The sequence below is a fragment of the Pseudoflavonifractor sp. An85 genome (assembly GCF_002161235.1).
Lineage (GTDB): Bacteria > Bacillota > Clostridia > Oscillospirales > Oscillospiraceae > Enterenecus.
This window is the reverse complement of record NZ_NFHE01000004.1, coordinates 104,243-126,199: the sequence shown is the minus strand read 5'-3', so window position 1 is coordinate 126,199 and position 21,957 is coordinate 104,243. Positions and strand designations below refer to the sequence as shown.

Here is a 21,957-nt window from a genome sequence, read left to right as displayed (position 1 = left end):
CCCTCCTTACGATATTTCCTGAATTTATATACTCCATAACTCCACCCAAACCCTCTTTTTCTTAAAAAATTTTTTCATACCCCTTTTGTCCCCTCCATAGGGTGTAACAAGGAGGGATTGCTCATGCCTATTTCCACCACCACTTTGGCTGTGCTGGTTCTGTGCGTCATCCTGGTCAACGGCTGGACGGATGCCCCCAACGCCATCGCCACCGCCGTGGGTTCCGGGGCCATGTCCTACCGCCGGGCGGTAGGGTTAGCGGCCCTGTGTAACTTTGTGGGGGTGGCTCTGTTCTCCCTGTGTTGTCCCGCCGTGGCCGCCACCATGGAGAACCTGGTGTCCTTCCCCACCCCTCGCTCCACCCTGGTGGGGCTGTGTGCGGCCCTGCTGTCGGTGCTGGTGTGGGCGGTGGCAGCGTGGTGGTTCGGCCTGCCCACCAGCGAGAGCCACGCCCTGCTGGCGGGCCTGTCCGGGGCCGCCCTGGCCCTGGATGCCGAAATTGCCCCGGCGGCATGGATAGCCGTGCTGGCCGGTCTTGTGCTCTCCCTTCCAGCGGGCGGGATGGCAGGGCGGGTCATCTGCCGTCAACTGGCCCGCATTCCCCACCATCCGGTGTCCTGGCAGCGTCTGGCCGCCGCCCTCACCGCCTTTCTCCACGGGGCCCAGGACGGGCAGAAGTTTCTAGCCCTGCTCCTCCTGGCCCAAGGCCCCGGATTTGCCCCCACCTCTCCCCTGACCCTTCCCCTGCTCACCGCTGGAGTCATGGCCCTGGGTACCGGGCTGGGGGGACGGCGGATCGTGGAGAAAATTGGCCATGAGCTGGCCCACCTCACCCCCACCCAGGGGCTTTCCGCCGACCTGGGGGCGGGGGTGGTGCTGGGGGTGTGCTCGGTGTTGGGGCTGCCTGTGTCCACCAGCCACGCTAAGGTAGCCGCCATCTGTGGGGCCTCCCCCCATCCCAAACCGGGGGTGATGGCCCAGCTGGGGCTGGTGTGGGTGCTCACCTTTCCGGCCTGCATGGGGTTGGGGTATGGGTTTGCCCTGCTTTTGCGTTGAAGGCAAACCCAGGGTTGGAAAAGCTATTCTTTTCCCATTTCCATAGCCTAGGCTTGCCAGCCTGGTGGGACGCTCCCCGCTGAGGGTTCCTTTTGAACGGTCAAAAGGAACCAAAACCCGCTTAGGGCGTTCCCCCCTAAGAACCTCCCTTGGGTCAGCAGCCCTATCGCTCTGGAACAACTCCAACCGGCCCAGAGGTAAGCTGATACCCTTTGCCGCTACATCCGCTGCCGCTCACTGTTCCAGAGTGGAAAGCATTTGCCCCAGAAGGACAGGGCCTGCCATAGGTGGTAGTTGACAGCCTACACCTACTCCCGACGCTCTTTCCAAAGAAGCACCACGTTTCTACACACAACATATCAGAGGCAGCGGCGCAAGGAGGCCAGTCAATGCTTCTTACCCCAGCGTCGGTGGGGGATGCTCCAGCACCATGCAAGGAGACCTCAGGGGGGTACCTAGGGGTGCAACCCCTAGGCGATTCTTTGGTGACTTTCTCATCGGGGAGAAAGTCACCCTGCGGAGCAAACCCCAACTGGCAAGTCTGACCCCAAAAAAGCCAGAGAACGACAGTTTTTCTCAAAAACAAACCCCGGAGCCGTAGCTCCGGGGTCATTTATTGTTAATTACACTTGTGCAATGAACTTGAGGAACTGCTCTTTGCCCTCGGGCGTGCGCTTATACACGCCTGCGTGCTCCAGCACCTTGGCAAACACCAGTCCGGTCTCGTACTGGACGATGTCCCAGGCATTGTCCTGGTTGATGGTCTCGTACTTGGTCTTAAACCCCTCGGCCCAGTCGGCGTGCTTGGCGGTGGCCTCGTCGGCCCGGAGATCGCCACCAGTGGCCAGGCAGTCGGCCACCTGGGCCAACTCCTGCTTCAAGCGGGCAGGGAGAACGGCCAGACCCATCACCTCGATGAGGCCGATGTTCTCCTTCTTGATGTGGTGCAGCTCCTGGTGGGGATGGTACACACCCAGGGGATACTCCTCGGTGGTGATGTTGTTGCGCAGCACCAGGTCCAGCTCATACTTGCCGTCCCGCATCCGGGCGATGGGGGTGATGGTGTTGTGGGGCTCCCCATCGGTCTCGGCGAAGATGAAAGCCTCCTCATCGGTGTACCCTCTCCAGCTGACCAGAATCTTGTCGGCCAGATCCACCAGCCGCTGGGGATTCTCGCTGGAAATACGGACCACCGACATGGGCCACTTGACAATGCCAGCGGCCACGTCCTCAAACCCGGCAAAGGTGACGGGGGTCTCCACGGGGGCGATGGCCATGGCGAAGGTGTACCGGCCGCCCTGGAAATGGTCGTGGGCCAGGATGGAACCGCCCACGATGGGCAGGTCGGCGTTGGAGCCCACGAAGTAGTGGGGGTACTGACGCACGAAGTCCAACAGCTTTCCAAAGCAGGCCCGGTCAATCTTCATGGGGGTGTGCTCCTGGTTGAAGCAGATGCAGTGCTCGTTGTAGTACACATAGGGGGAGTACTGCAAGAACCAGGGGGAGTTGTTGATGGTGATGGGCACAATGCGGTGATTCTGGCGGGCTGGGTGGTTCACCCGTCCGGCATAGCCCTCATTCTCCGCGCATAGCTGGCAGCGGGGATAGTTGGAGGCGGGGAGGTTGCGGGCGGCGGCAATGGCCTTGGGGTCCTTCTCCGGCTTGGAGAGGTTGATGGTGATGTCCATCTCCCCATACTCGGTGTCTGCCTTCCACCGCACGTCCTTGGCAATGCGGTCCCGGCGGATGTAGTTGGTGTCCTGGGAGAAGGTGTAGTACCAGTCGGTGGCCTTCTCCGGGTCCTGGTTGTACAGGGCCTCAAACTTGGCCCGCACCTGGCTGGGCCGGGGGGTGAGGACGCCCATGATGGCGGTGTCAAACAGGTCCCGATACACCACGGAGTTCTCGGTGAGCACGCCCCGGGCATAGGCATCGTCCAGCAGCTCATCCAGCACAGCAGCCAGGTCGATGTCTCCCCACTCCTGCTGGGGGTCAGTGTAGCTGTTCAGCTTCAAAACCTCCAGCACCGCATTGGTGGCCCAGGTTTCCTCGCAGGGCTCAATGAGCCCGGTGCGCAGGGCATAGGTAATCAACTTGGAAATGGCTTCGTTCATCTCTCCATTCCCCTCCCTTACTTCTCGTATCCGTGGGGGTGGGCCTTGTGCCAGTTCCAGGCGGAGGAGACGATGGTGTTCAGGTCATCGTACTGGGGCTTCCAGCCCAGCACGGTCTTGGCCTTCTCGGAGGAGGCAATGAGCTGAGCAGGGTCGCCAGCCCGACGGGGGGAGACCTCAGCGGGGATGGGATGGCCGGTGACGGCACGGGCCACCTCGATGACCTCATTGACGGTGAAGCCTACGCCGTTGCCCAGGTTGAACACGTTGTTCTCGCCGCCGCGGATGAGGTAGTCCAGAGCCAGAATGTGGGCCTGGGCCAGGTCGGTGACGTGGATGTAGTCGCGGATGCAGGTGCCGTCCTTGGTGGGGTAGTCGTCGCCAAAGACGGAGATCTTCTCCCGCTGGCCGTTAGGCACCTGGAGAATGAGGGGGATGAGGTGGGTCTCAGGGTTGTGGGCCTCGCCGATCTCCCCAGAGGCGTGGGCGCCGCAGGCGTTGAAGTAGCGCAGAGCCACATAGCGCAGGCCGTGGGCCTTGGACACCCAGTTCATCATGTGCTCCATGGACAGCTTAGTCTCGCCGTAGCAGTTGGTGGGCTGGGTGCGGTCAGTCTCCAGAATGGGCACCGACTCGGGCTCGCCGTAGGTGGCGGCGGTGGAGGAGAACACGATCTTGTCCACCCCGTGGGCCACCATGGACTGGAGGAGCACCATGGTGCCGTAGAGGTTGTTGTCATAGTACTTCAGGGGGTCGGACATGGACTCGCCCACCTGAGAGGAGGCGGCAAAGTGGATGACACCCTCAATGTCTTCGGCCTGGAACAGGGTGTCCAGAGCGCCCCGGTCCCGGATGTCCAGCTGATAGAAGCGGGCCTTGGGATGGACAGCCTCTTTGAAGCCAGTGAGCAGGTTGTCTGCCACCACCACGTCGCGTCCAGCCTCGATGAGTTCATACACGGTGTGAGAGCCGATGTAGCCAGCTCCACCCAAAACCAAAATTGCCATATCAATTCGCTCCTTTCCTTATTTCAGCCGTTTATTCGCACACCACGGCGCCGCCTACCCCGCGGACGGCCAGCACGTGGCAACTGCCCTGACCCAGAACTTCTTCCACCTGGGCCTTGAACTGCTCCAGCATATCCAGAGGCACAAAGGCCTGGATGGTGCCGGCAAAGCCGCCGCCGTGGACCCGGTAGGCACCACGGCCCTGGAGGGCGTGGGCGGCGGTGGCCAGAGCCACAGCCATGGCCTGCTCACGAACCGCACCCACAGGGGCAATGTTTTGTAAGTACATCCAGGAAGACTCCCCGGACTGTTGCACCAGCTTCAGGAAGGTGTCGAAGTCGCCCCGCTCCAGGGCGTCTGCCTCCTGGGCCACCCGGGCATCGTCGGCGAAGAAGTGCAGAGCCCGCAGCACAGCCCGGTCTCCCACCTTCTCCCGCAGGGCGGGCATATCCGTCCAGATGCGGCTGGGATCCACCTCTCGCAGCACCTCGCAGCCGAAGTGAGCGGCCACCGCTTTCATCTCCTGGGGGATGGCGGCGTACTCGGCGGTAAGGTCGGCGTGGTCGGCGCCGGAGTCAATGATGCAGAGGGCATAGCCATACCCAGCCAGATCCACTTCAATGGGGTGCACCACGGGGTTGGCGGTGTCGGCAAAGTCAATGGCCACAGCCCCGCCCACGGAGGAGGCGGTCTGATCCATCAGGCCGCAGGGCTTGCCGAAGAACACGTTCTCGGCGTACTGGCCAATCTGAGCGATGGTCACAGCGTCCAGCTCGTCCCCGCACACCAGGTGGTTGAGGATAACCCCAATGGTTACCTCACAGGCAGCGGAGGAGGACAGACCGGAACCGGGCAGCACCATGCTGGTGGCGTAGGCGTCAAAGCCCACAGGCTTGTAGCCCCGCTGGGCAATGCCGGCGGCCACGCCGCGCACCAGAGCGGCAGTGCCTTCCTTCTCCTCTTCCACCGGCTCCAGGTTGTCCAGATTCACCTCCACCATGTGCCAACCCTCGGACATGAAGCGGATGGTGTTGGTGCCGTTGGGAGCGGCGCACACCAGGAAGTCCAGGTTCACCGCCGCGGCCAGCACTCGGCCCCGCTGGTGATCGGTGTGGTTGCCGCAAATCTCGGTGCGACCAGGACCGGTGTACAGTCCGGCCCCTTCCCGGTTGCCAAAGAGCTTGATGAATTCTTCTGTGACATGAATGCTGCGGCTGCGTCCTTGCTCCACAGACTTTCCTCCGTCGTGTACGTCGTACACCCGGGACAGCGCCTCATCCATGTTCCCTGCCTTGAGCTGCTGGAGCAGATTGTTGCAATCTTGCATGTCCTCTCACCTCGTATGAAATATGTGGATTTTATGGTAACACCATTATATATTTATTTTACTAAAAATACAACCACAATTTCTCATCCCATTACACTTCGTTGTCTTGCACAAATTGCGGAGCGAAAGTTGTGCTCTTTCGCTCAATCATCGTGGGGGGAACCACTACTTTCAAGGGGATGGTTCGCTCGGCCTCCCGTCCAGGCAAGGGCACCCGGGAACGGAGCAGATCCAGGGCGGTGGCCGCCATCTGCTCCACGTGAGCGGAAATGGAGGTCAAGGGCGGGTCCACCAGGGCAGAACGGGGGGTGTTATTGAAGGAGACCACAGAAATCTCCTCCGGCACCGAGATTCCCAGCTTGTGCATGGCCCGCACGGCACCAATGGCCACTTCCTCGTTGGCTGCGATGAACGCCGTGGGCCGCTCACCGCCCCGGCTCAAAAATGCCTCTACAGCCTGGGCGGCCTCATCGGTCTGCATGGGGCATTCCAGCAGCCACTCCTCCCGGAGTTTTCCGGCATCTTTCATCTGCTCCACAAACCACTTGCGTCGGGCCTCCAGCGCCCGCTGCCGCCGGTCGTCAAATTTCCATTCCGGCCCGATAAAGCCGATCTTCTGGTGTCCCAGCTTGTGCAAATGCTCCAAAGCCAGGGAGATACCCAAGGAGTGGTTGAGCACCACGGAGTCGTGCTCGCTCTCCTGAGGAGAGGAGTCCACAAACACCAGGTTGGGAGCCAGGCAAGCCAACGAGCGGATCTGCTCGGGCTCAAACAGGCCAATGGCCACAATGCCGTCCAGCCGCTCACCGCCCGTGGGCACCACAAACTCGCTGCCCCGGTTCTCCAGAGGTACGGCGGTGTAACGCTTGTCCAGGCACCGCTGACGGACAAAGCCACTTAAATATAAATAATAGGGGTCCTCCAACTGCTGTGCCGGAGAGAGCATTTCCGCAATGCCCACCCGAAGCACGCCCTTGGGGGTGCGGCCTCGTCTGCTTTTCGTCTGGGAATAATTGAGCCGTCCCGCCTCCTCCAATACCTTCCTTCTGGCCTCAGGGGTCACGGAAAGTTGGGGGTCACCGGACAAAATCCGGGAAATGGTGGCGGGCGAGTATCCGGTACGCTGGGCGATTTCTTTCAGCGTTGCCATGGGCTTCGCCCCCTTTCTATTTCGTAAAAATTATTGTACCACTGTCTCTGTCATTTTTCAAGAAACATTCCCGCACAAAAGGAAAGCCCCGTCCCACCTTTCTGCATTCACGGCAGGCAGGGTGGAACGGGGTCAGACAAATCCCACGGGATTGCCGCGTCGGCCAGCCGCTGGGCCGCAGGAGATGCGGGTTTTCCCAGCACCTGCGCTGGGCTCCCCTCCTCCACCACCTGGCTCTGGTCCATCACCAACACCCGGTGGCACACCCGCTCCATCAGAGCCAAATTGTGGCTGATGAGCAGATACGATAGCCCTTCCTGCCCCTGCAACTGGGCCAAAAGCTCCAAAATTTGCTTCTGGGTCCACACATCCAGGGCGCTGGTGGGCTCGTCCAAAAGGATGAGCCGGGGTTTGGAGGCCAAGGCCCGGGCCAGAGCCGCCCGCTGGCACTCTCCCCCGCTGACCTGATGGGGGTAGCGGCGGGCGTATTCCGCCCCAAGGCCACACCGCTCCAGCAGCTCTTCCACCCGACGCTCCCGCTCCCGTTTGGTATATCCCAAATTGCGCAAACTCTCCCCAATGCCGTCCCCCAGGGTCCGGCGAGGGTCAAAGGAGGCCGTTGGGTGCTGAAACACCATCTGCACCTGCCGGTGCACCTCACGCAGCGCCTTTCCCTTGGCCCCGGTGACCTCTCGCCCATTCAGAAGAATGGAGCCAGAGGTGGGAGTGAGCAGACAGGCCGCCAGCCGGGCCAAGGTGCTCTTGCCGCACCCGGACTGACCCACCAGCCCCAGAATTTCCCCAGGGTAAATGCATGCACTCACCTCTTGTACCGCTTTCACCGGAGGTTTCCCCCGGTGGGAGAAGCATTTGCTCACACGTTGGAGTTCCAATACGGGATTCATACTCCCACCTCCCCTATAGATGCCGCCAACAGCTGTTGGGTGTAGGGGTGCTGGGGGTGGCGCAGCACCTCTTGGGCGGGGCCGTACTCCACCGGGATGCCCTGATGCAGCACCAGCACCGAATCCGCCAGGGTGGACACCACCCCCATGTCGTGGGAGACCACCACCATGGCGGTGTGGTACATCTCCCGCAGCTTCCCCAGCTGCATCAAAACCTGTTTTTGGACCACGCAGTCCAAGGCGCTGGTGGGCTCGTCGGCCAGCAGAACCGTCGGCTCCAGCAGCATGGCAAGGGCCATGGCCACCCGCTGGAGCATACCACCGGAGAGCTGAAAGGGGTAGCTGTTCCAAATCCGCGCCCCATCCGGCAATCCCAACGTGGCCATCAGCTCCAGAGCTTTCTCTCGGGCCTGGGCTTTGGACACAGCCTGGTGGGCCCGCAACGTCTCCACCATCTGACTGCCCAGGGTGCGCACGGGGCAGAAGACCCCCTGGGGGTTCTGCATCAGCAGGCCCAACTTTGCCCCCCGCAGTTGTTCCATCTCCCGGGGCGTACGTTCCAGCAGCTTCTCTCCTTCCAGCCGAATTTCTCCCTGGCTCACCCGGCCCCCTGGGCCCAGCAGTCCCATGGCCGCCCGAAGCAAAGTGCTCTTGCCGCACCCGGACTGGCCCACCACCCCCAAGATCTCCCCGGCGTGGAGGGTGAAGCTCACGTTATGCACCACGGCTCTGCCCTGGTAGGCGACCTCCACCTGGTGGTATTCCAGCACCTCTCTCATACCCCATCCCCCTGGGCCGGGGCCAAATCCACGGTGATCTCATAGAAGTCACAGGGATGGGCCACCAGCCCCGTGACATCGGACCGGGTCACCATACTCATTTGCAGATGGGAACAGAAGATAAAGGCGTCGTCGTCCAGCAACAGCTGGCTCATTTCCACCGCCAGTTGGCCCCGTACTTCCGGGTCAAAGGTCTGGGCCATCTGGGCGGCCAGCTGCTCCAACGTCTCATTGTAATATTCCCCGTTGTTGGCCACGGAAGTGGACAGGCAGTGGGTGGAGAAGAAGTATTCCCCGTCTCCCGTGGGGGCGGTGACCATGGCGCTGGCATACACATCCCAGGCGGTGGTATCTTTGCGGATGCGGTTGTGGTCGGCGGTACTCTGAATGACCACCTCCATGCCGATCTCCTTTAAGGTGGCCTGGGCCGCCTCAGCCAACAGGGGCAGCTCTTGGCGGCTGGGGTAGGTCAGCCAACGAATGGTGAGCCTCTCCCCATCCTTCTCCCGGATGCCGTCCCCATCGGTATCCACCCATCCTGCCTGTTCCAGAAGGTCACGGGCGGCCTGGGGGTCATATGCCTTGGCCTTCACCGCGTCGCCCCCAAAGGACAGAGACTGGGGAAACGGCCCCGATGCCGGATATCCGTTGCCGTCCAGCAGGGTGTCCACAAATCGTTGCTTGTCAATGCCCATGGCCATAGCCTTGCGCACCGCCGGGTCCTGCACCACAGGGCTTTCAAAATTCATGGTCACAAAGAACACCCGACTGGTGGCGCAGCTGGACCGGGTGTAGTCCGGGTTGTCAAACAGGGGGTAACTGGCGTAGGGCAGGCCATAGGCCCCGTCAATGTCCCCCGCCTGCAAGGCCATAGTCAGGGTGTCACCGTCTGAGATGGTCACCACCTTCACCGCCTCATACCCGGGCTCTCCGTCCCAGTAGGATTCATTGCGCACCAGTTGCAGCTCCTCCCCGGAGACCAGGGACGTGGCCACATAGGGGCCGGTGCCCACCACCATGCCCTCCTCCGTGATCCCTGCCTCCAAGTCGATGATGCAGGCGTAGGGGTCGCACAGGCGCTGGAGGAAGGTAGGGTTGGGCGCTTGGGTAACCACCGTCACCGTCTGCTCCTGGGCGGTGATGGACCGGACCATCAGGTCGGCCCGGGCTCGGTCGTGGACCTGCACCAGATGCTCCAGGCACTTCTTCACCGCCTGGCCGTCTACGGCCCGCCCGCTGCTGAACCGCACCCCGTCCCGCAGGGTGATGACCCAGGTGTTTTCGTCCACCTGCTCATAGTCGGAGGCCAGCCAGGGCTCCAGCTCCATCTGGTCGGTGTAGCGAAACAGGGTCTCACCGATGCCATAGCGGATGCAGGCCCAGCCGGAGTAGGCGTTGTGGGGGTTCACGTCCGGCTCCTCATTTTCCGCATTGAACGTGGTGTCCCCCAGCACAAAGGTGGTGGCAGTCTGGGTGGCCTGAGGGCTGGAGCCACACCCGGCCAGCAGGCACAGGCTCAGCACCACCCCGGCCAGCCAGGAATATCGTTTCTGTTTCACCAGTGGTTCCTCCTATCTCTTATAAATGTTCCTGCGAGGGTCCAGATGATCCCGCACCCCATCTCCCAACAGATGAAAGATGGACACCGCCACAAACATGGCCCCGCCGGGGGCGAAAATCACCCAAGGGTGGGTTTGCAGCATGCTGCGCCCTGCACTCATCATGCTGCCCAACTCCGCCGTGGGGGGCTGGGCTCCCAGCCCCAGAAAGGACAGCCCCGCCAACTCCATCATCATGGTGCCCACGTCCAAGGTGGCAGTGACCACAATGGGGCCCAGTACGTGGGGCAGGATGTGGCGCACCAACAGCTGAGGCCCCGTGTTCCCTGCCAGTTTGGCGGCCTGGATGAAGTCCGCCTCTTTCACCGCCAGGGTCTGGCTGCGGGTCAGGCGGGCGTACTTGGGCCAGCTGACCACAGCCAGAGCCGCCACCGCCTGGGCCAAGCCCCCTTGAAACAGGGCGGCCAGAGCCAAGGCCAGCACCAGGGGTGGAAAGGCCAGACACACATCGCAAATTGCCATGCACACCCCGTCCACCACGCCGCCCCAGTAGCCGCAGGCCACCCCCACCGCGGTACCAAAGATGGTGATGAGGACCACCAGAGCCAAGGTGGAGCACACGCTGGTCTGCATCCCCACCAGCACTCGGGAGAACAGATCTCGGCCATAGCGGTCGGTGCCGCACCAGTGGGCCCAGGAGGGGGGCTGCAACACCTCAAACACCTGGGCGTTGGGATCGTGGGGACACAGCTGGGGGGCCAGAGCCACCACAGCCAGCAACATAGCTGCCAATCCCAGCAGCAGGGCAAACCGAAGGTCTATGCGCTTCGTCCCTCTCATGGGCGCTCACCTCCCAGCCGAATCCGGGGATTGAACGCCCGACAGCACAGATCTGCAACCAGATTTACCACCACATAGAGGATGGACATCCACATCACATAGGCCAGAATCACGGGGTAGTCCCGCATCTGGATGGCGTCCACCGCCAGTTTGCCCACGCCATCCCACAAAAAAATGGACTCCACAATGGCGGTCCCCCCCAACAAGCTGCCCACGGACAGGGCCAGCAGGGTCACCAGCGGGACCAGGGCACCCCGCAGCACACTGCGCACCAAGGTCACCCCAAAGGGTACCCCTCGGGCCGCCGCACCCACCACGTAGTCCTGGCTCAGCTCCTCCAGCACCGCCGCCCGTACCTGGCGCAGGTACTTGGCGGACATGGCAATGGCCAGGGTCAGGCTGGGCAGCACCACGCCGCCCAACCCCGCATCTCGGCTCATGACGGGAAACACCTTCCAGCGCACGGCGAAGAAGTAGAGCAGTAGCAGCGCTACCAGAAAGTTGGGCAAGCTGTTTCCCACAAAACTCATCCCCCGCAACAGGTAGTCCGTCCACCGGTTTTGCCGCACCGCTGCCACCACTCCCAAGGGGATGGAGATGAGCACCGTTAAAAACAAGGACACCGCCGTGAGCCCCAATGTGGCCGGGAGTTTTTCCAAAAAGGTGGGCAGTACCTCCCGCCCGGAGACGTAGCTGGTGCCCATGTCCCCGTGGAGCAGCCCCCACAGCCACACCCCGTACTGGGTCAAAAAGGGCTTGTCCAGCCCCAGCTCCTCCTTGGCCCGTTCCACCACCTCGGGCGCGAGCACCGTGCCGGTGTTCTCCATTCTCTGTTCCACCGCATCGCTGCCCGCCAGGCGCATCAAGCCAAAGCAGACAAAGGTGATCACCAACAGTATGGGGATGAGCCGAGCCAAACGCCCACACACATATCCCCTCATGCCCCCACCTCTCCCTGGGTAGACTTGGCGGCACACACCAAAAACATGGGGGTGGAGGCGTTGTTCAGCCACTCATCCCGGGTCCACACCTGCCGCCACACCTGTGGGTCAGCCTCCGCCTCCAATCCCAGAGCTGTCAAGGTCTCCAGATCCCAGGCGGGGCGGCGCTGGGCGGACAATGGCGCCTGACGGGCAATGGCCTCCATGGCCGCCACATCGGTGCCCACCGTGTCGTCGGCGGCGTGGAGCCGCTGCACGTTGGCCCGGTCTTGCAGGTGTCCCTGCTGGGCCTGGGGGTCAAAGAGGTAGCGATACCAGTTGGCGTCAAAGTTCAGCAGCAGTCCCCCGGGGCGCAGCACCCGGGCCCATTGGGCATAGGCCCGCTGGGGCTGGGGCAGGTTCCAAGTGAGGTTGCGAGAGACCACCACATCAAAGCTGTGGTCTGGAAAGGTGAGGTCCTGGGCGTCCATGGTGTAAAATTTCATACGTTCCCCCAGGTCACCGGCATTTCCCCGGGCCTGAGCCAGCATGGCAGGGGTGTAGTCCACCGCCGTCACATCATACCCCAATTCCGTCAAAAGGATGGCAAAAAAGCCCGGCCCTGTCCCCACGTCCAGCACCCGAATTCCCTCCCGGCTGCGGTGGGGAAAGCGCCCCCGAATCCGCTCATCCAGGGTCTGGCTCCACACCTGGCGCTGGGCTGTAGCCAGTTCCTCCCGGTTGACCTGGGAGTAGCTGGGGGCCCGCTGGGTCCAGTACCGCTGATTTTCCTTGGCGTAGTTCTCCATACTCCTTCTCCTCCCCGGTTATTCTCTGGCGGTGATGGCAAAGATGGGGGTGGGGTTATAAAACTCGTCCACCTTGTCGTAGATGCGCTTCCACACCCCGGTGTCCACCTGCACCTCTTGAAAGCCCGCCTGACGCAGCAGCTCCACATCCCATTGGGGCCGGGCCTGCTGGGTGGGACGCAGCGCCTGCTTCATCTGCTGGTATTCCGCCAGAATCCCCTCCCCCATTCCCTGGTGGGCGTGGTGGGCGGGCGCATCGTAGGGAGCCTCCCGGCAGTAGTCCCCATCGAAGTTTACCAACACCCCACCAGGCTTGAGTAAGGTGTGCCACGCCTCATAGGCGCGGGGCAAATGGGGCAAGGTCCAAGTCAGGTTGCGGGTAACGATGGCGTCAAAGCGGTGGGGCGGGAAGTTGGGCTGCTCTGCGTCCATGACCAAAAACTCCGCCTCCACCCCCAGCTGTTCCGCCACCCGTCGGGCCTCCGAGACCATATTCGGGGTCAGGTCAATGCCGGTGACCCGGTGTCCTTGTCCCCCCAGCAGCAGGGCAAAAAAGCCGGTGCCCGTGCCAATGTCCAAAATCTCCAGCCCCGTGGATGCCGGTAGCCGAGTTTGAAGTTCCTCCAGCCACTGCCTATGCTTCTCCCCCTGCAACTCTTTGTACCGCAGGGCGGAAAATTGCTCCACCCGCTGGGTCCAGTAGCTGGTCATACGCTGTTTGATCTCTTCCACGTCTTTGTCCCCTTCCTGTGGGCATATAAAAAAGGCTGCACAGTCTGTACTCCTGACAGACCATGCAGCCTACATAACCGCAAACATTCATTCAAATTCACTCATGGGCACCAAACCCAGGTACAACCACGGATTTCAATCCGTTTTCCGCACTTTGTGTGCTGTTTGGTATGATAGCATACCTGGGGATGTTTGTCAATCTTTCCCCCTGTAAAAGCCCTTTGGGCGGGTGGCCTTTCCACCCCACCTCTGGTATACTCCAGGTAGGCACCCAAACCCAGGAGAGGAGGTTTTTTCATGTCCATCGAGGAACTGATGTTTTTTCAAGGAATGCCCCAGATGCTGCCCATCTATACCACACTGTTGGAGCAACTGACCCGGCGCCATCCGGACATCACCGTCAAGGTGAGCAAAACCCAAATTTCTCTGCGCAACCGCTACGTGTTTGCCGCAGTGTCCCTGCCCTGGCGGAAGGTCAAGGGGTGGCCCACAGAATACCTGCTGCTCACCTTCGGCCTGTCCCATCATCGGGAACATCCTCGCATCGTCCAGGCGGTGGAGCCCTACCCCAACCGCTGGACCCACCACGTGCTCCTCACCCACCCCAACCAGGTGGACCAGACCATTTTGGACTGGGTGGAAGAGGCCTATCAGTTCGCCCTGGTCAAATAGAGCCGGAAGATTTCTCCTTCCCAGCCATAGGGACACGCCGCCCACGCATACACTTCCCCATGGAGGTGGTGACCATGTGGACGGCATGGCTTATACTGATGCTCAACGGGCTGTTTTTCACCCTGCGGCTGGCCAACAACACCGGCTCCTTTCCCCGGGCCCTGACCCGGGAGGAGGAACAGGACTGTCTGAAACGCATGGCGGAGGGGGACAGCGACGCCCGGGACAAACTCATCGAGCACAATTTGCGTCTGGTGGCGCACATTGTCAAGAAGAGGTGTTACAAAGGACGAATCCGTCTCTCTTAAAATTGACTGAAGCAGTTTGCCCCAGCCGTAGAAAAACATCTAGATAAATTCTTGTATTGTCGCTCTCTTCTCTCACAACGATGTGGTCAAGAATCGCAGCTACAACATCAGAACTAATGCCATTTGTGAAATTGAGTTCTTCCCATAATGCCTTTTCCAGCAGATTAGGATCAAGAAGGTTTTCTCCTGCCTGCTGTTCCTGTTGTCTCAGCGCAGCCAGTTGATCCTCCAGTTCAGAAATCTGACTGTTAAATCTCTGGTTTCGCTCCTTAAATTCCTGGAGAGTAACAGCATTTGCTATACTTAGTTCCAGCAATTTGTCTTTCTTATCTTCTATTTGTTTGATTTGACCTTCGAGTCTCCCAATGGCGACCGAATGGTCTTTTTTTTGTGTTGTCTCAATAACACTATTTAGGACAAGACGTACAATCTCGTCCTTATTTCCAACCAGCTTCTCAAATAAATCAGCCAAAATTCTGTCAATTTCATAAGTGCGAATCCCCGGTAGGGCGCAAGCTTTCTTTCCTTGTTGGCGATAAATCCGGCATTTCCAGAATTCTGTTTTTCCAGCGGCGGTTTTGAAGTACTGTCTCTGAAAGTGTGTCCCATGGGTGCCGCAAACAATCTTACCGCTATAAGCATAACGGTTGTGATAGCTTGTAGCCTTTCCCTTAACCTCTCGACTGCGCTGTTTGAATATCTCATTTGCCCTGTCCCACAATTCTTCTGATACTATTGCTGGGATATTAGGGTCTGGATACATAACCCATTCACTCTCATCCAAAAAGATTGTTTTCTTTGAACGGTAATCTAGCTTCTGCGTTTTGTTCCCACAATACCACCCTTTATACTTGGGATTTGTGAGTATATGCTTGATAGTTGCGGTATTAAAGTCATTCCCAAGCAAGCTGGTATGACCTCTTCGGGTCAGTTCTTGGGAGAGTTTGCGAATGCCATACTTTCCCGTGGCATAAAGTTCAAAAATCAATCGAACTGCTTCAGCTTGCTCTGGGATAATGGTTAATTTACAGTCCTTCTTGTCATAGCCCCACAGTCGGTTATTACCCAGCACATGACCGTTCTTGATAGACTGCCGAAAACCGAACTTCAGGCGTTCAGACAGCTTCCGCACCTCATCCTGGGCCACGCCTGCCATGACCACCAAACGGAACTCGCTGTCGGTGTCCAGAGTATTGATGTTGTCGTTCTGAAAGAGAACACCCACGTTTGCATCCAGTAGCTCCTGAGTATACTGGATGCTGTCTAGAGTGCTTCTGGAAAACCGGGAAATCTCTTTGGTGATAATGAAGTCAAACAGACCCCTGTGGGCATCGTCAATCATACGTAGGAAGTTCTCCCGCTTGTAGGTGCTGGTGCCCGAGATACCTTCGTCCACATAGCCTTGCACAAAAGTCCAGTTGGGGTTCTTCTGAATGAATTCCGTATAGTATTGAACCTGGTTCTCCAGGCTCCCTTGTTGCTCCACTTTTTCCGTGGATACACGTGCATAATATGTAACTCGCAGTGAAAGATCATAGATGGACCTGCCCATCCGCAACTGTTCTCGCAGCTTCCTAATGGTCATCATGCTGATCAACCTCCATCACTTCATTGGGGGTATCTCTAGCATACTGAGTGAAGCTTCTTCTGTCAAAAAATTGAGAGCAACATGCTGCACGATAGTGTTCTTCGGACAGCAGCTTTCGCTGCCGTAAACGCATCAACAGCGCAAGACCTACATCTCGCTCAACCTCATTCATCCTGATCCCCCCCTTTGAAGAAAGTTATTCGTAACTGCGAGTGTGTATGCATATTACCAAACCCACATGAACCATCACATATCATTCACACGGATTCGATAATATACGCCAAGTATGACATGACTGGCCGCCATTGGCTTGGCGCCATAGCTCCGCAAGCATCGGCCCTGTTGCCGGGTGCTGCCGGGCTCCCCCCTATCTTCGGGAGGCCGTGAGGAAGTATCATTATCCCCCATACAGTCGTTGCGCCCGGAGTGCCCTCTCCGGGTCTCAGGTTGACGTTGATCGCTGGGAGCTGCTCTCGCTGCTCCGTTACGGCGGCGATCCTGATTCGCTCGTGCATGAGTTATGTACCAGTCATGCCTGTATTCCATTTTCAAGGTACACGAGTGTTTCTCAACACTTCCTCCAACAAGTCAAGTTATGGCTTGCTGGAGGAAGTGCCCAGGTGGCAGAGCCTGACCTGGGTTTCTCCTTCTGTTGCTAGGCCCCGCATATGATAAACGCTATCGTCATTCCTACCATCATTAGGACCAAAGCAACTAAACCTATGCAGAATAACGCCTCTCCATAGTCCCGCTTGATATAAACACAGCGGCGGTCATCCATGTATAGCCTATGCTTTTTTAAATCTTTCCTTAGTGCACGTTCCAGTGCGACATACATCTCCTGTTTGTACTCGCCTCTGAAACGATTTAGCTCTGGGTAGCTTTCACTTTCCAAAAAGAAATAACTATCTCCCTCCCGTGCATGACGCTCGGCATCCGCCAGAACTCTAGCACGCAAATCGGGCAGCAATGTCTGTATATGTTCTTTTTTATGCTGCTTCAATGCCTCTTTGGCAATCTTTGCATAGTCTTTCATTTTTCCCCCATTTCCTGCACAGACACGGAATTGAATGCATCAATACACCTCTGGCACAGCGATATGCCTTTATACTCCTTAAGGTTGTCCGTGCGGCCGCAACAGCTGCAACCAGGAGCATGCTTGCGGAGGACGATCGCCCCATCTTCGGACATGAATATTTCCAACGGGGTCCCATCCTCAAGATTGAGGGTACGCCGGAGTTCTTTGGGAAGAACAATTCGCCCCAGCGGATCGAGATTTCGGACAATTCCTGTTGCTTTCATTGTTAATCTCCTCTCTTAAATTCCAAAGTAGGCGTATATTGAACAAATCCACTCGGCCAGCTTAAATGCCAGCCACGGTGATACATATTTAGCTATCAACACACCACCTGCCAATATAAGTTCGCAAGTTATCAACTTTTTCACAGTCATCCTCGCTCCAATAGCCAGAAGTTCATCCATAAGGCCATACATAATAAACAGAAAATTCCCAGGCTCGACCAACTATATGTGTGAAAGCCGATGTGATATAAATAAAAAAAACCAGCCAAAGTGAGCAAATCGAAAAGCATAATGAAAAACAACGGGATAAAGTAAGTACAGCGCCGGAAGTAAACATTTCCCCCGATTAAGTACAGCCTATACTGTCTCAACTCTTTCTGGGTAGCTTTATAAATGGCAAGGAAGACTTTTTCACGATATGAACCACAAAGGTCGTCAGTGAACTTGTATACCTCTAAATGAAAATGAGTTTCCCCATTTTGCGCAGTACGCTCTGCTTCTTGTATTGCCTTGTTGCATATTTCAGGCAAAACTTCTTTAATTCGTTTCTGGACTCCTTCCTGCTCTGCTGTTTTTTTCATTTTTCTTGCATCTTTTGCAATTTTTATATAGTCTTTCATTGCCACGCCCCCCATGACTACTAAAACCAAAATCACTCCACGCCATTTTCCCAACTCCCTTTAAGCTTGTGATAACAAAAGAGCGTGGCCTTGCAGTCCGCTAAGCTGTCGTGAACCTTGTCCTCACCCCAGTCATATCCGAAGTAAGCAGCGCAGGTACTCAGGCTCTGCCACTTATAGTCGTCATGATACTCGCTCCACTCGCCGTAGATGGGGGCAAAATCCATCATGACATCTACAATTTCCCTATAGGAGCTAATCCCATAAGGCTCCAAGAATGCAAGATCAAAGAATGTGTTGTACCCAATAATCTCCCGAGCCGTGCCGAAAATCGCCCGAAGCTCCAGATGCAATTCTGCCAGCGTAGGTGCCTCCGCAACCATCTCAGGGGTAATGCCATGGATATTCTGCGCTTGTGGCCACTCAAGTGTCCAAATAGGTCGCACATAGGTGTTTAATACGGTCGCCCCTGTGTCGGCATCCAGGACGGAGATTTGGAGCAGCTCGTCCCGTCTTGGATCAAGTCCAGTGGTCTCCGTGTCCAGGACAATCCTGGCCGGGAGGTCGATGCCACGGATTGGACCTTCTCTTTTGCATTGTTCGCAAAGCAGACACTTATAAGCATCTATCAGGCTGTCCAGCCGTTTGTTCGCCTTGGCCTCCCGCTGGCCCATCTCATCTACTTCTTGCTCCAGACGAGCAATCTGAGCTTTCAGCCCCTGCACAACCAAACGTTGCTTTGCCTCCAACCGCATGGTGTTGGCAGCGGCATAGTTCTCCAGTTCTTCTTCTGTGCCAGGGTGTACGTCCTCTCCAGAGAGGTATCGTTTTTTCTCCCTATGACTGTGATTCGTCCAGATGATCACTCCACAGTCAGAGTCATTTGGGAAATATCCCTTCTGGGCCCATTGCCGCTCTGTAAAAAGGCAACTGCGTAGCTCATCAGGCATGTCTGTGTAGTGGGTATACCTGGGATGGATGGAGAGGAATCCAGGCTGAGAACCTTTCTGGAGCGCCTGTGTGATGTATTCCTCACATCCCTTGTGATTACCTTCAAATACAGGTAGCCCGGATGATGTTCTCACTTCGTAAAGCTTCATGGATTCTTCTCTCCTTCTACTTAGGTGTTAACCCTCATCTCCGTACTTTTCTTGATACTCTTGGGGCATAATAATGCGACAAGCCGAGACCGGGTAAATATCGGTCAGGCAAGCTGCCTCCAGTACGTCTTCAGCCGTGATACGCTCCAGGAACGCCTGGTACTCATCTCCGGTAATCTCATCACCGTCTGGATCTCCAATCGTCATACGAATTACCGCAGGCTGGGGATTCCCTTGTTCATCATGGGCAGCTCCTGCAATTTCCATATAAACAGTTAACTTTTTCATGAATACCTATTATTTCTCATCAGAAGTAGTATGTAATGGCTCTTTATGCTGTATGGGATCGGATACGAGCGCTGCTCCTTGCATCATGTAGTAAAGCCTTTGCTGCTCTGTCGGAGAAAGAGCCTTGAACGCAGCTGCCATTTTTTCAGCCGAAATACGCTTTTCATCCATACTCACGAGATTCACCCCTTTGCATTTTATATTTTATTTCTTTGCACTATCATAATATCTCATTGCACTTTTATTGTCAATGGTTTTCACCAAAAATATTGCATTGCGATATTTTGTGTGATATTATGGTCTAAGAAATAAGAAAGAGGTGATAGAATGACAATTGGCGAACGTATCCGTTTGGTCAGAAAAAAATCCAAGCTAACGCAAGCTGAATTTGGTGAAAAAATCGGTCTTAAACAATCCTCACTGGGTCAGATCGAGAGTTCAACTCGTAATGCCACAGACCGCACAATTCTTCTGATATGCGAAAAATTCAACGTAAGGGAGGTTTGGCTTCGAACTGGCGAGGGTGAGATGTTCCACGAAAGTGATGACACCCTCCTGGAGCAACTCCGCATCCGATATGACCTGAATGATTTTGGAGTCCGATTTATGACCGCCTTCCTCAATCTTACGGCAGAACAACGTGACGTCATGCAAGGCTTCGCTTATGCCATTATAGGTGCAAAAGCTCAGACCACTTCCTCCGAACCAACTACCGAAGAGTTGGAGGAGGCATATAAAAAAATGCTCTTAGGTTTTGCACCCAGAAAGGGGTCATCTGCTTCCAATATCACCAGCGACGACTCCAGCAGCGCAATGACATCTGAGGGATAGTCAAAGCGCAAAAAAGGAGTGCCACCCCCATCAGGGATGGCGCTCCTTCGGTAATCAATGAAGTTAGGTAGCCCGTTGTCCATATCTAGAGAGTATGTTACAATTATAAAAACAAAAGTGAAGGCGGGTGATTCCGTGGCAAACAAAGCCCTTTTGGATAAAATTGACCTATACGCAAAATCAATTAGGGAGCATCGGCCCCTGTCTCCAGATGAAGTGAAAGAGCTGGATGCCTACTTTCGGATCGGTACTACCTACTCATCGAATGCGCTGGAAGGAAATTCTCTGACATTATCTGAGACAAAGGTACTTCTGGAAGACGGCATTACTGTGGGAGGCAAGCCCATCCGGGACTGCTATGAGGCCACCGGCCACGCTAGGGCCTACGACTACATGCTGGAGATTGCCAGAGGTGGACCTCTGCAATTCCATGAGACAGATATTCTTCATTTGCATGGCCTGTTCTACGGTAGCATTGATCCAGACCACGCTGGGAGATACCGTAGCGGCCAAGTCTTCATCTCAGGAACAGAGTACGTTCCTCCATCTGCCGAAGAAGTCCCCGCCCAGATGGCCAGCTTGGTAGATGATCTGAATAAGAGAAAAGATACCATGCACCCGGTACTGCTGGCCGCCTATGCACATCGGCGACTGGTAGATATTCATCCCTTCCAGGACGGGAATGGACGTACCGCCCGGCTGCTTATGAATCTCATTCTAGTGAACAAGGGGTACTGCCTAGTGTCCATCCCTCCAATTCTGCGCCACAGCTATATCACATCGCTCCAGCAGGCTCAAAGGCGTCAGAACCCCAGTGATGCTTCTTTTGTCAATCTGATCTGCGAGTGCGAGTTAGAGGCTCAAAGGGACTATTGCAGGATGTTCCACATTAAGCTCCCAACTCGAAAGAAACCTACCCCGGAACGATAACAGGAAAAAGGACCTTACAACAATAAATATAAGCCGCTGTCGGACACATCACGCCCGACAGCGGCTTATATTTATTCTCTCAGTTGGTTTCTTGCATTCAGATGCAATCCTCCAACGATTAAAAGGCTCAGAGCAAATACCACTACTCCCCAAATCATGTCCCCTTCACTGTACGCTATCAGACCAAAGGCAGATGCGTAGGCCAATGTAAAAAGACCACCAATCACCCAGAAGCCAATGGTTGTTGTCTGCAACATGAAGATAAGAAAAAACGCCGCCAGTCCGATCACAATACATATCGCCGGGTGGATATGCGCAAAGTGATTACACGCCATTCCGGCAGCCACTCCAGTGAGAGCACTGTCAAAAAAGATGATTTGTGAGAACCACAGGCCAACCACCCCAGCAAGCACTTGCAACCCAATTGACAGACATACCAAACCCACTAACACAGCAATATACATAACTTCTCTCCTCTCTCTGTTTTTGACATTTTACCAAAGTCACTCTCTTTTGTCCATCGTATGTCGGTAGCTTCTCCTAAGTTGACGGAACCGCATAATTGTAGTACAATGTATTACGAAAGGAGTTGAGCCTATGAGTTTTTCCATCAGACTGACAGCGGAAGAAAAATCTTTGGCAGAAAGCTATGCAAAACTTCACTCCATGTCCCTTGGCGAAGCGTTCAAAAGCGCTCTTTTTGAAAAAATCCAAGAGGAGTACGACATAGCAGTTGCCGATGCTGCACACCGTGAGTACGTTGAGGGAGGGATGCAAAGCAGGCCCATCTCTGCTCTGTGGGAGGAGCTGGACTTGTGAAATATTCCGTCCGAACAACCTCTCGTTTTGACCGAGAATTCAAGAAACTAGACCGTTATACACAGCGAATGCTGAAAGCCTGGATTGAAAAAAACCTAGTGGATTGTGCAGACCCTCGGTTGCATGGGAAGGGCTTAACCGCGAATAGAAGTGGTCAGTGGCGATACCGAATCGGAGACTATCGCCTCATTTGTGAAATTGAGGATGATAAGCTCGTCATACTTGCTCTCTCTGTAGGACATCGAAGAGACGTCTACCAACACTGAGAGACTGCACTGAAACAAAAGAAGCCTGGGGCGGA

27 protein-coding genes are annotated in these 21,957 nt (G+C 56.4%); 7 read left to right on the top strand and 20 right to left on the bottom strand.

Translation table 11 applies throughout. From position 1 onward, the window contains the following. Positions 1 to 123 precede the first annotated feature (123 nt). Positions 124 to 1,056 (top strand): inorganic phosphate transporter, encoded by a 933-nt coding sequence (locus B5G37_RS03640; protein ID WP_087254037.1) that lies wholly within the window; start codon positions 124 to 126, stop codon positions 1,054 to 1,056. A 623-nt stretch (positions 1,057 to 1,679) separates the two neighbouring features. Here the strand turns inward: B5G37_RS03640 and galT are convergent. From galT to B5G37_RS03585, 11 genes are all read right to left on the bottom strand, one after another. Then, positions 1,680 to 3,170, bottom strand: coding sequence for a UDP-glucose--hexose-1-phosphate uridylyltransferase (gene galT, locus B5G37_RS03635; protein ID WP_087254034.1), 1,491 nt, complete (start codon positions 3,168 to 3,170; stop codon positions 1,680 to 1,682). A gap of 17 nt (positions 3,171 to 3,187) precedes the next feature. Continuing rightward, positions 3,188 to 4,177: a UDP-glucose 4-epimerase GalE gene (galE, locus tag B5G37_RS03630; protein WP_087254032.1), complete on the bottom strand. Its 990-nt coding sequence runs from the start codon at positions 4,175 to 4,177 to the stop codon at positions 3,188 to 3,190. Positions 4,178 to 4,208: 31 nt separating this feature from the next. Then, positions 4,209 to 5,504, bottom strand: coding sequence for a galactokinase family protein (locus B5G37_RS03625; RefSeq protein ID WP_087254029.1), 1,296 nt, complete (start codon positions 5,502 to 5,504; stop codon positions 4,209 to 4,211). 91 nt (positions 5,505 to 5,595) lie between these two features. Then, a complete protein-coding gene (locus B5G37_RS03620; RefSeq protein WP_087254026.1) occupies positions 5,596 to 6,654 on the bottom strand; it encodes a LacI family DNA-binding transcriptional regulator in 1,059 nt (352 codons plus the stop codon). Between the two features lie 107 nt (positions 6,655 to 6,761). Then, on the bottom strand, positions 6,762 to 7,559 hold the full coding sequence (locus B5G37_RS03615) for a dipeptide/oligopeptide/nickel ABC transporter ATP-binding protein (RefSeq protein WP_087254025.1): 798 nt from the start codon (positions 7,557 to 7,559) through the stop codon (positions 6,762 to 6,764). Continuing rightward, on the bottom strand, positions 7,556 to 8,338 hold the full coding sequence (locus tag B5G37_RS03610; RefSeq protein ID WP_087254022.1) for an ABC transporter ATP-binding protein: 783 nt from the start codon (positions 8,336 to 8,338) through the stop codon (positions 7,556 to 7,558). Before B5G37_RS03610 ends, B5G37_RS03615 begins: the two co-directional genes overlap by 4 nt. Next, on the bottom strand, positions 8,335 to 9,897 hold the full coding sequence (locus B5G37_RS03605) for an ABC transporter substrate-binding protein (RefSeq protein WP_242962743.1): 1,563 nt from the start codon (positions 9,895 to 9,897) through the stop codon (positions 8,335 to 8,337). Before B5G37_RS03605 ends, B5G37_RS03610 begins: the two co-directional genes overlap by 4 nt. Before the next feature lie 12 nt (positions 9,898 to 9,909). Next, the gene (locus tag B5G37_RS03600; protein WP_087254015.1) at positions 9,910 to 10,737 is read right to left on the bottom strand and encodes an ABC transporter permease; all 828 of its coding nucleotides are present in this window, start codon (positions 10,735 to 10,737) and stop codon (positions 9,910 to 9,912) included. Next, positions 10,734 to 11,678, bottom strand: a complete 945-nt coding sequence (locus tag B5G37_RS03595; protein WP_087254011.1) for an ABC transporter permease — start codon at positions 11,676 to 11,678, stop codon at positions 10,734 to 10,736. Before B5G37_RS03595 ends, B5G37_RS03600 begins: the two co-directional genes overlap by 4 nt. Next, the gene (locus B5G37_RS03590; protein ID WP_087254008.1) at positions 11,675 to 12,466 is read right to left on the bottom strand and encodes a class I SAM-dependent methyltransferase; all 792 of its coding nucleotides are present in this window, start codon (positions 12,464 to 12,466) and stop codon (positions 11,675 to 11,677) included. Before B5G37_RS03590 ends, B5G37_RS03595 begins: the two co-directional genes overlap by 4 nt. An 18-nt stretch (positions 12,467 to 12,484) precedes the next feature. Further along, positions 12,485 to 13,198 (bottom strand): class I SAM-dependent methyltransferase, encoded by a 714-nt coding sequence (locus B5G37_RS03585; protein WP_087254005.1) that lies wholly within the window; start codon positions 13,196 to 13,198, stop codon positions 12,485 to 12,487. 297 nt (positions 13,199 to 13,495) lie between these two features. On the opposite strand from B5G37_RS03585, the gene B5G37_RS03580 reads away from it, so the two are divergent. Further along, complete coding sequence (locus tag B5G37_RS03580) at positions 13,496 to 13,870, top strand: DUF5655 domain-containing protein (RefSeq protein ID WP_087254004.1); 375 nt, start codon at positions 13,496 to 13,498, stop codon at positions 13,868 to 13,870. Between the two features lie 74 nt (positions 13,871 to 13,944). Next, positions 13,945 to 14,178, top strand: coding sequence for a sporulation sigma factor SigK (locus tag B5G37_RS15520; protein WP_204217848.1), 234 nt, complete (start codon positions 13,945 to 13,947; stop codon positions 14,176 to 14,178). Here the strand turns inward: B5G37_RS15520 and B5G37_RS03570 are convergent. The 8 genes from B5G37_RS03570 to B5G37_RS15160 form a co-directional block, all read right to left on the bottom strand. Next, the gene (locus tag B5G37_RS03570) at positions 14,138 to 15,766 is read right to left on the bottom strand and encodes a recombinase family protein (RefSeq protein WP_087254001.1); all 1,629 of its coding nucleotides are present in this window, start codon (positions 15,764 to 15,766) and stop codon (positions 14,138 to 14,140) included. The two genes, B5G37_RS15520 and B5G37_RS03570, sit on opposite strands and share 41 nt — an antisense overlap. Further along, complete coding sequence (locus B5G37_RS03565) at positions 15,753 to 15,938, bottom strand: hypothetical protein (RefSeq protein ID WP_087253999.1); 186 nt, start codon at positions 15,936 to 15,938, stop codon at positions 15,753 to 15,755. Before B5G37_RS03565 ends, B5G37_RS03570 begins: the two co-directional genes overlap by 14 nt. 483 nt (positions 15,939 to 16,421) lie before the next feature. Further along, a complete protein-coding gene (locus B5G37_RS03555) occupies positions 16,422 to 16,802 on the bottom strand; it encodes a hypothetical protein (RefSeq protein ID WP_087253993.1) in 381 nt (126 codons plus the stop codon). Next, a complete protein-coding gene (locus B5G37_RS03550) occupies positions 16,799 to 17,068 on the bottom strand; it encodes an AbrB/MazE/SpoVT family DNA-binding domain-containing protein (RefSeq protein ID WP_087253990.1) in 270 nt (89 codons plus the stop codon). The genes B5G37_RS03555 and B5G37_RS03550 overlap by 4 nt, the downstream gene beginning before the upstream one ends. A gap of 146 nt (positions 17,069 to 17,214) precedes the next feature. Beyond that, the gene (locus B5G37_RS03545; RefSeq protein WP_087253986.1) at positions 17,215 to 17,688 is read right to left on the bottom strand and encodes a hypothetical protein; all 474 of its coding nucleotides are present in this window, start codon (positions 17,686 to 17,688) and stop codon (positions 17,215 to 17,217) included. Between the two features lie 32 nt (positions 17,689 to 17,720). Then, positions 17,721 to 18,788, bottom strand: coding sequence for a 3'-5' exonuclease (locus B5G37_RS03540; RefSeq protein ID WP_087253985.1), 1,068 nt, complete (start codon positions 18,786 to 18,788; stop codon positions 17,721 to 17,723). Between the two features lie 27 nt (positions 18,789 to 18,815). After that, positions 18,816 to 19,076 carry a hypothetical protein gene (locus B5G37_RS03535; RefSeq protein ID WP_087253982.1) on the bottom strand — a complete coding sequence of 87 codons (261 nt, stop codon included), beginning with the start codon at positions 19,074 to 19,076 and terminating at the stop codon, positions 18,816 to 18,818. Between the two features lie 9 nt (positions 19,077 to 19,085). Continuing rightward, positions 19,086 to 19,253, bottom strand: coding sequence for a hypothetical protein (locus B5G37_RS15160; RefSeq protein ID WP_158099339.1), 168 nt, complete (start codon positions 19,251 to 19,253; stop codon positions 19,086 to 19,088). A gap of 150 nt (positions 19,254 to 19,403) precedes the next feature. On the opposite strand from B5G37_RS15160, the gene B5G37_RS03530 reads away from it, so the two are divergent. Beyond that, the gene (locus tag B5G37_RS03530; RefSeq protein ID WP_087253979.1) at positions 19,404 to 19,907 is read left to right on the top strand and encodes a helix-turn-helix transcriptional regulator; all 504 of its coding nucleotides are present in this window, start codon (positions 19,404 to 19,406) and stop codon (positions 19,905 to 19,907) included. Between the two features lie 135 nt (positions 19,908 to 20,042). Further along, complete coding sequence (locus B5G37_RS03525) at positions 20,043 to 20,837, top strand: Fic family protein (RefSeq protein ID WP_087253976.1); 795 nt, start codon at positions 20,043 to 20,045, stop codon at positions 20,835 to 20,837. Between the two features lie 71 nt (positions 20,838 to 20,908). Here the strand turns inward: B5G37_RS03525 and B5G37_RS03520 are convergent, their stop codons facing one another. Next, entirely contained in the window at positions 20,909 to 21,301 is a 393-nt protein-coding gene (locus B5G37_RS03520) for a hypothetical protein (protein WP_087253974.1), read from the bottom strand. Between the two features lie 133 nt (positions 21,302 to 21,434). Here B5G37_RS03520 and B5G37_RS03515 point away from each other — a divergent pair, with 133 nt between their 5' ends. Both B5G37_RS03515 and B5G37_RS03510 read left to right on the top strand, forming a co-directional pair. Next, a complete protein-coding gene (locus tag B5G37_RS03515; RefSeq protein ID WP_087253971.1) occupies positions 21,435 to 21,656 on the top strand; it encodes a DUF6290 family protein in 222 nt (73 codons plus the stop codon). Beyond that, entirely contained in the window at positions 21,653 to 21,922 is a 270-nt protein-coding gene (locus tag B5G37_RS03510; protein ID WP_087253967.1) for a type II toxin-antitoxin system RelE/ParE family toxin, read from the top strand. The genes B5G37_RS03515 and B5G37_RS03510 overlap by 4 nt, the downstream gene beginning before the upstream one ends. Positions 21,923 to 21,957: the final 35 nt, after the last annotated feature.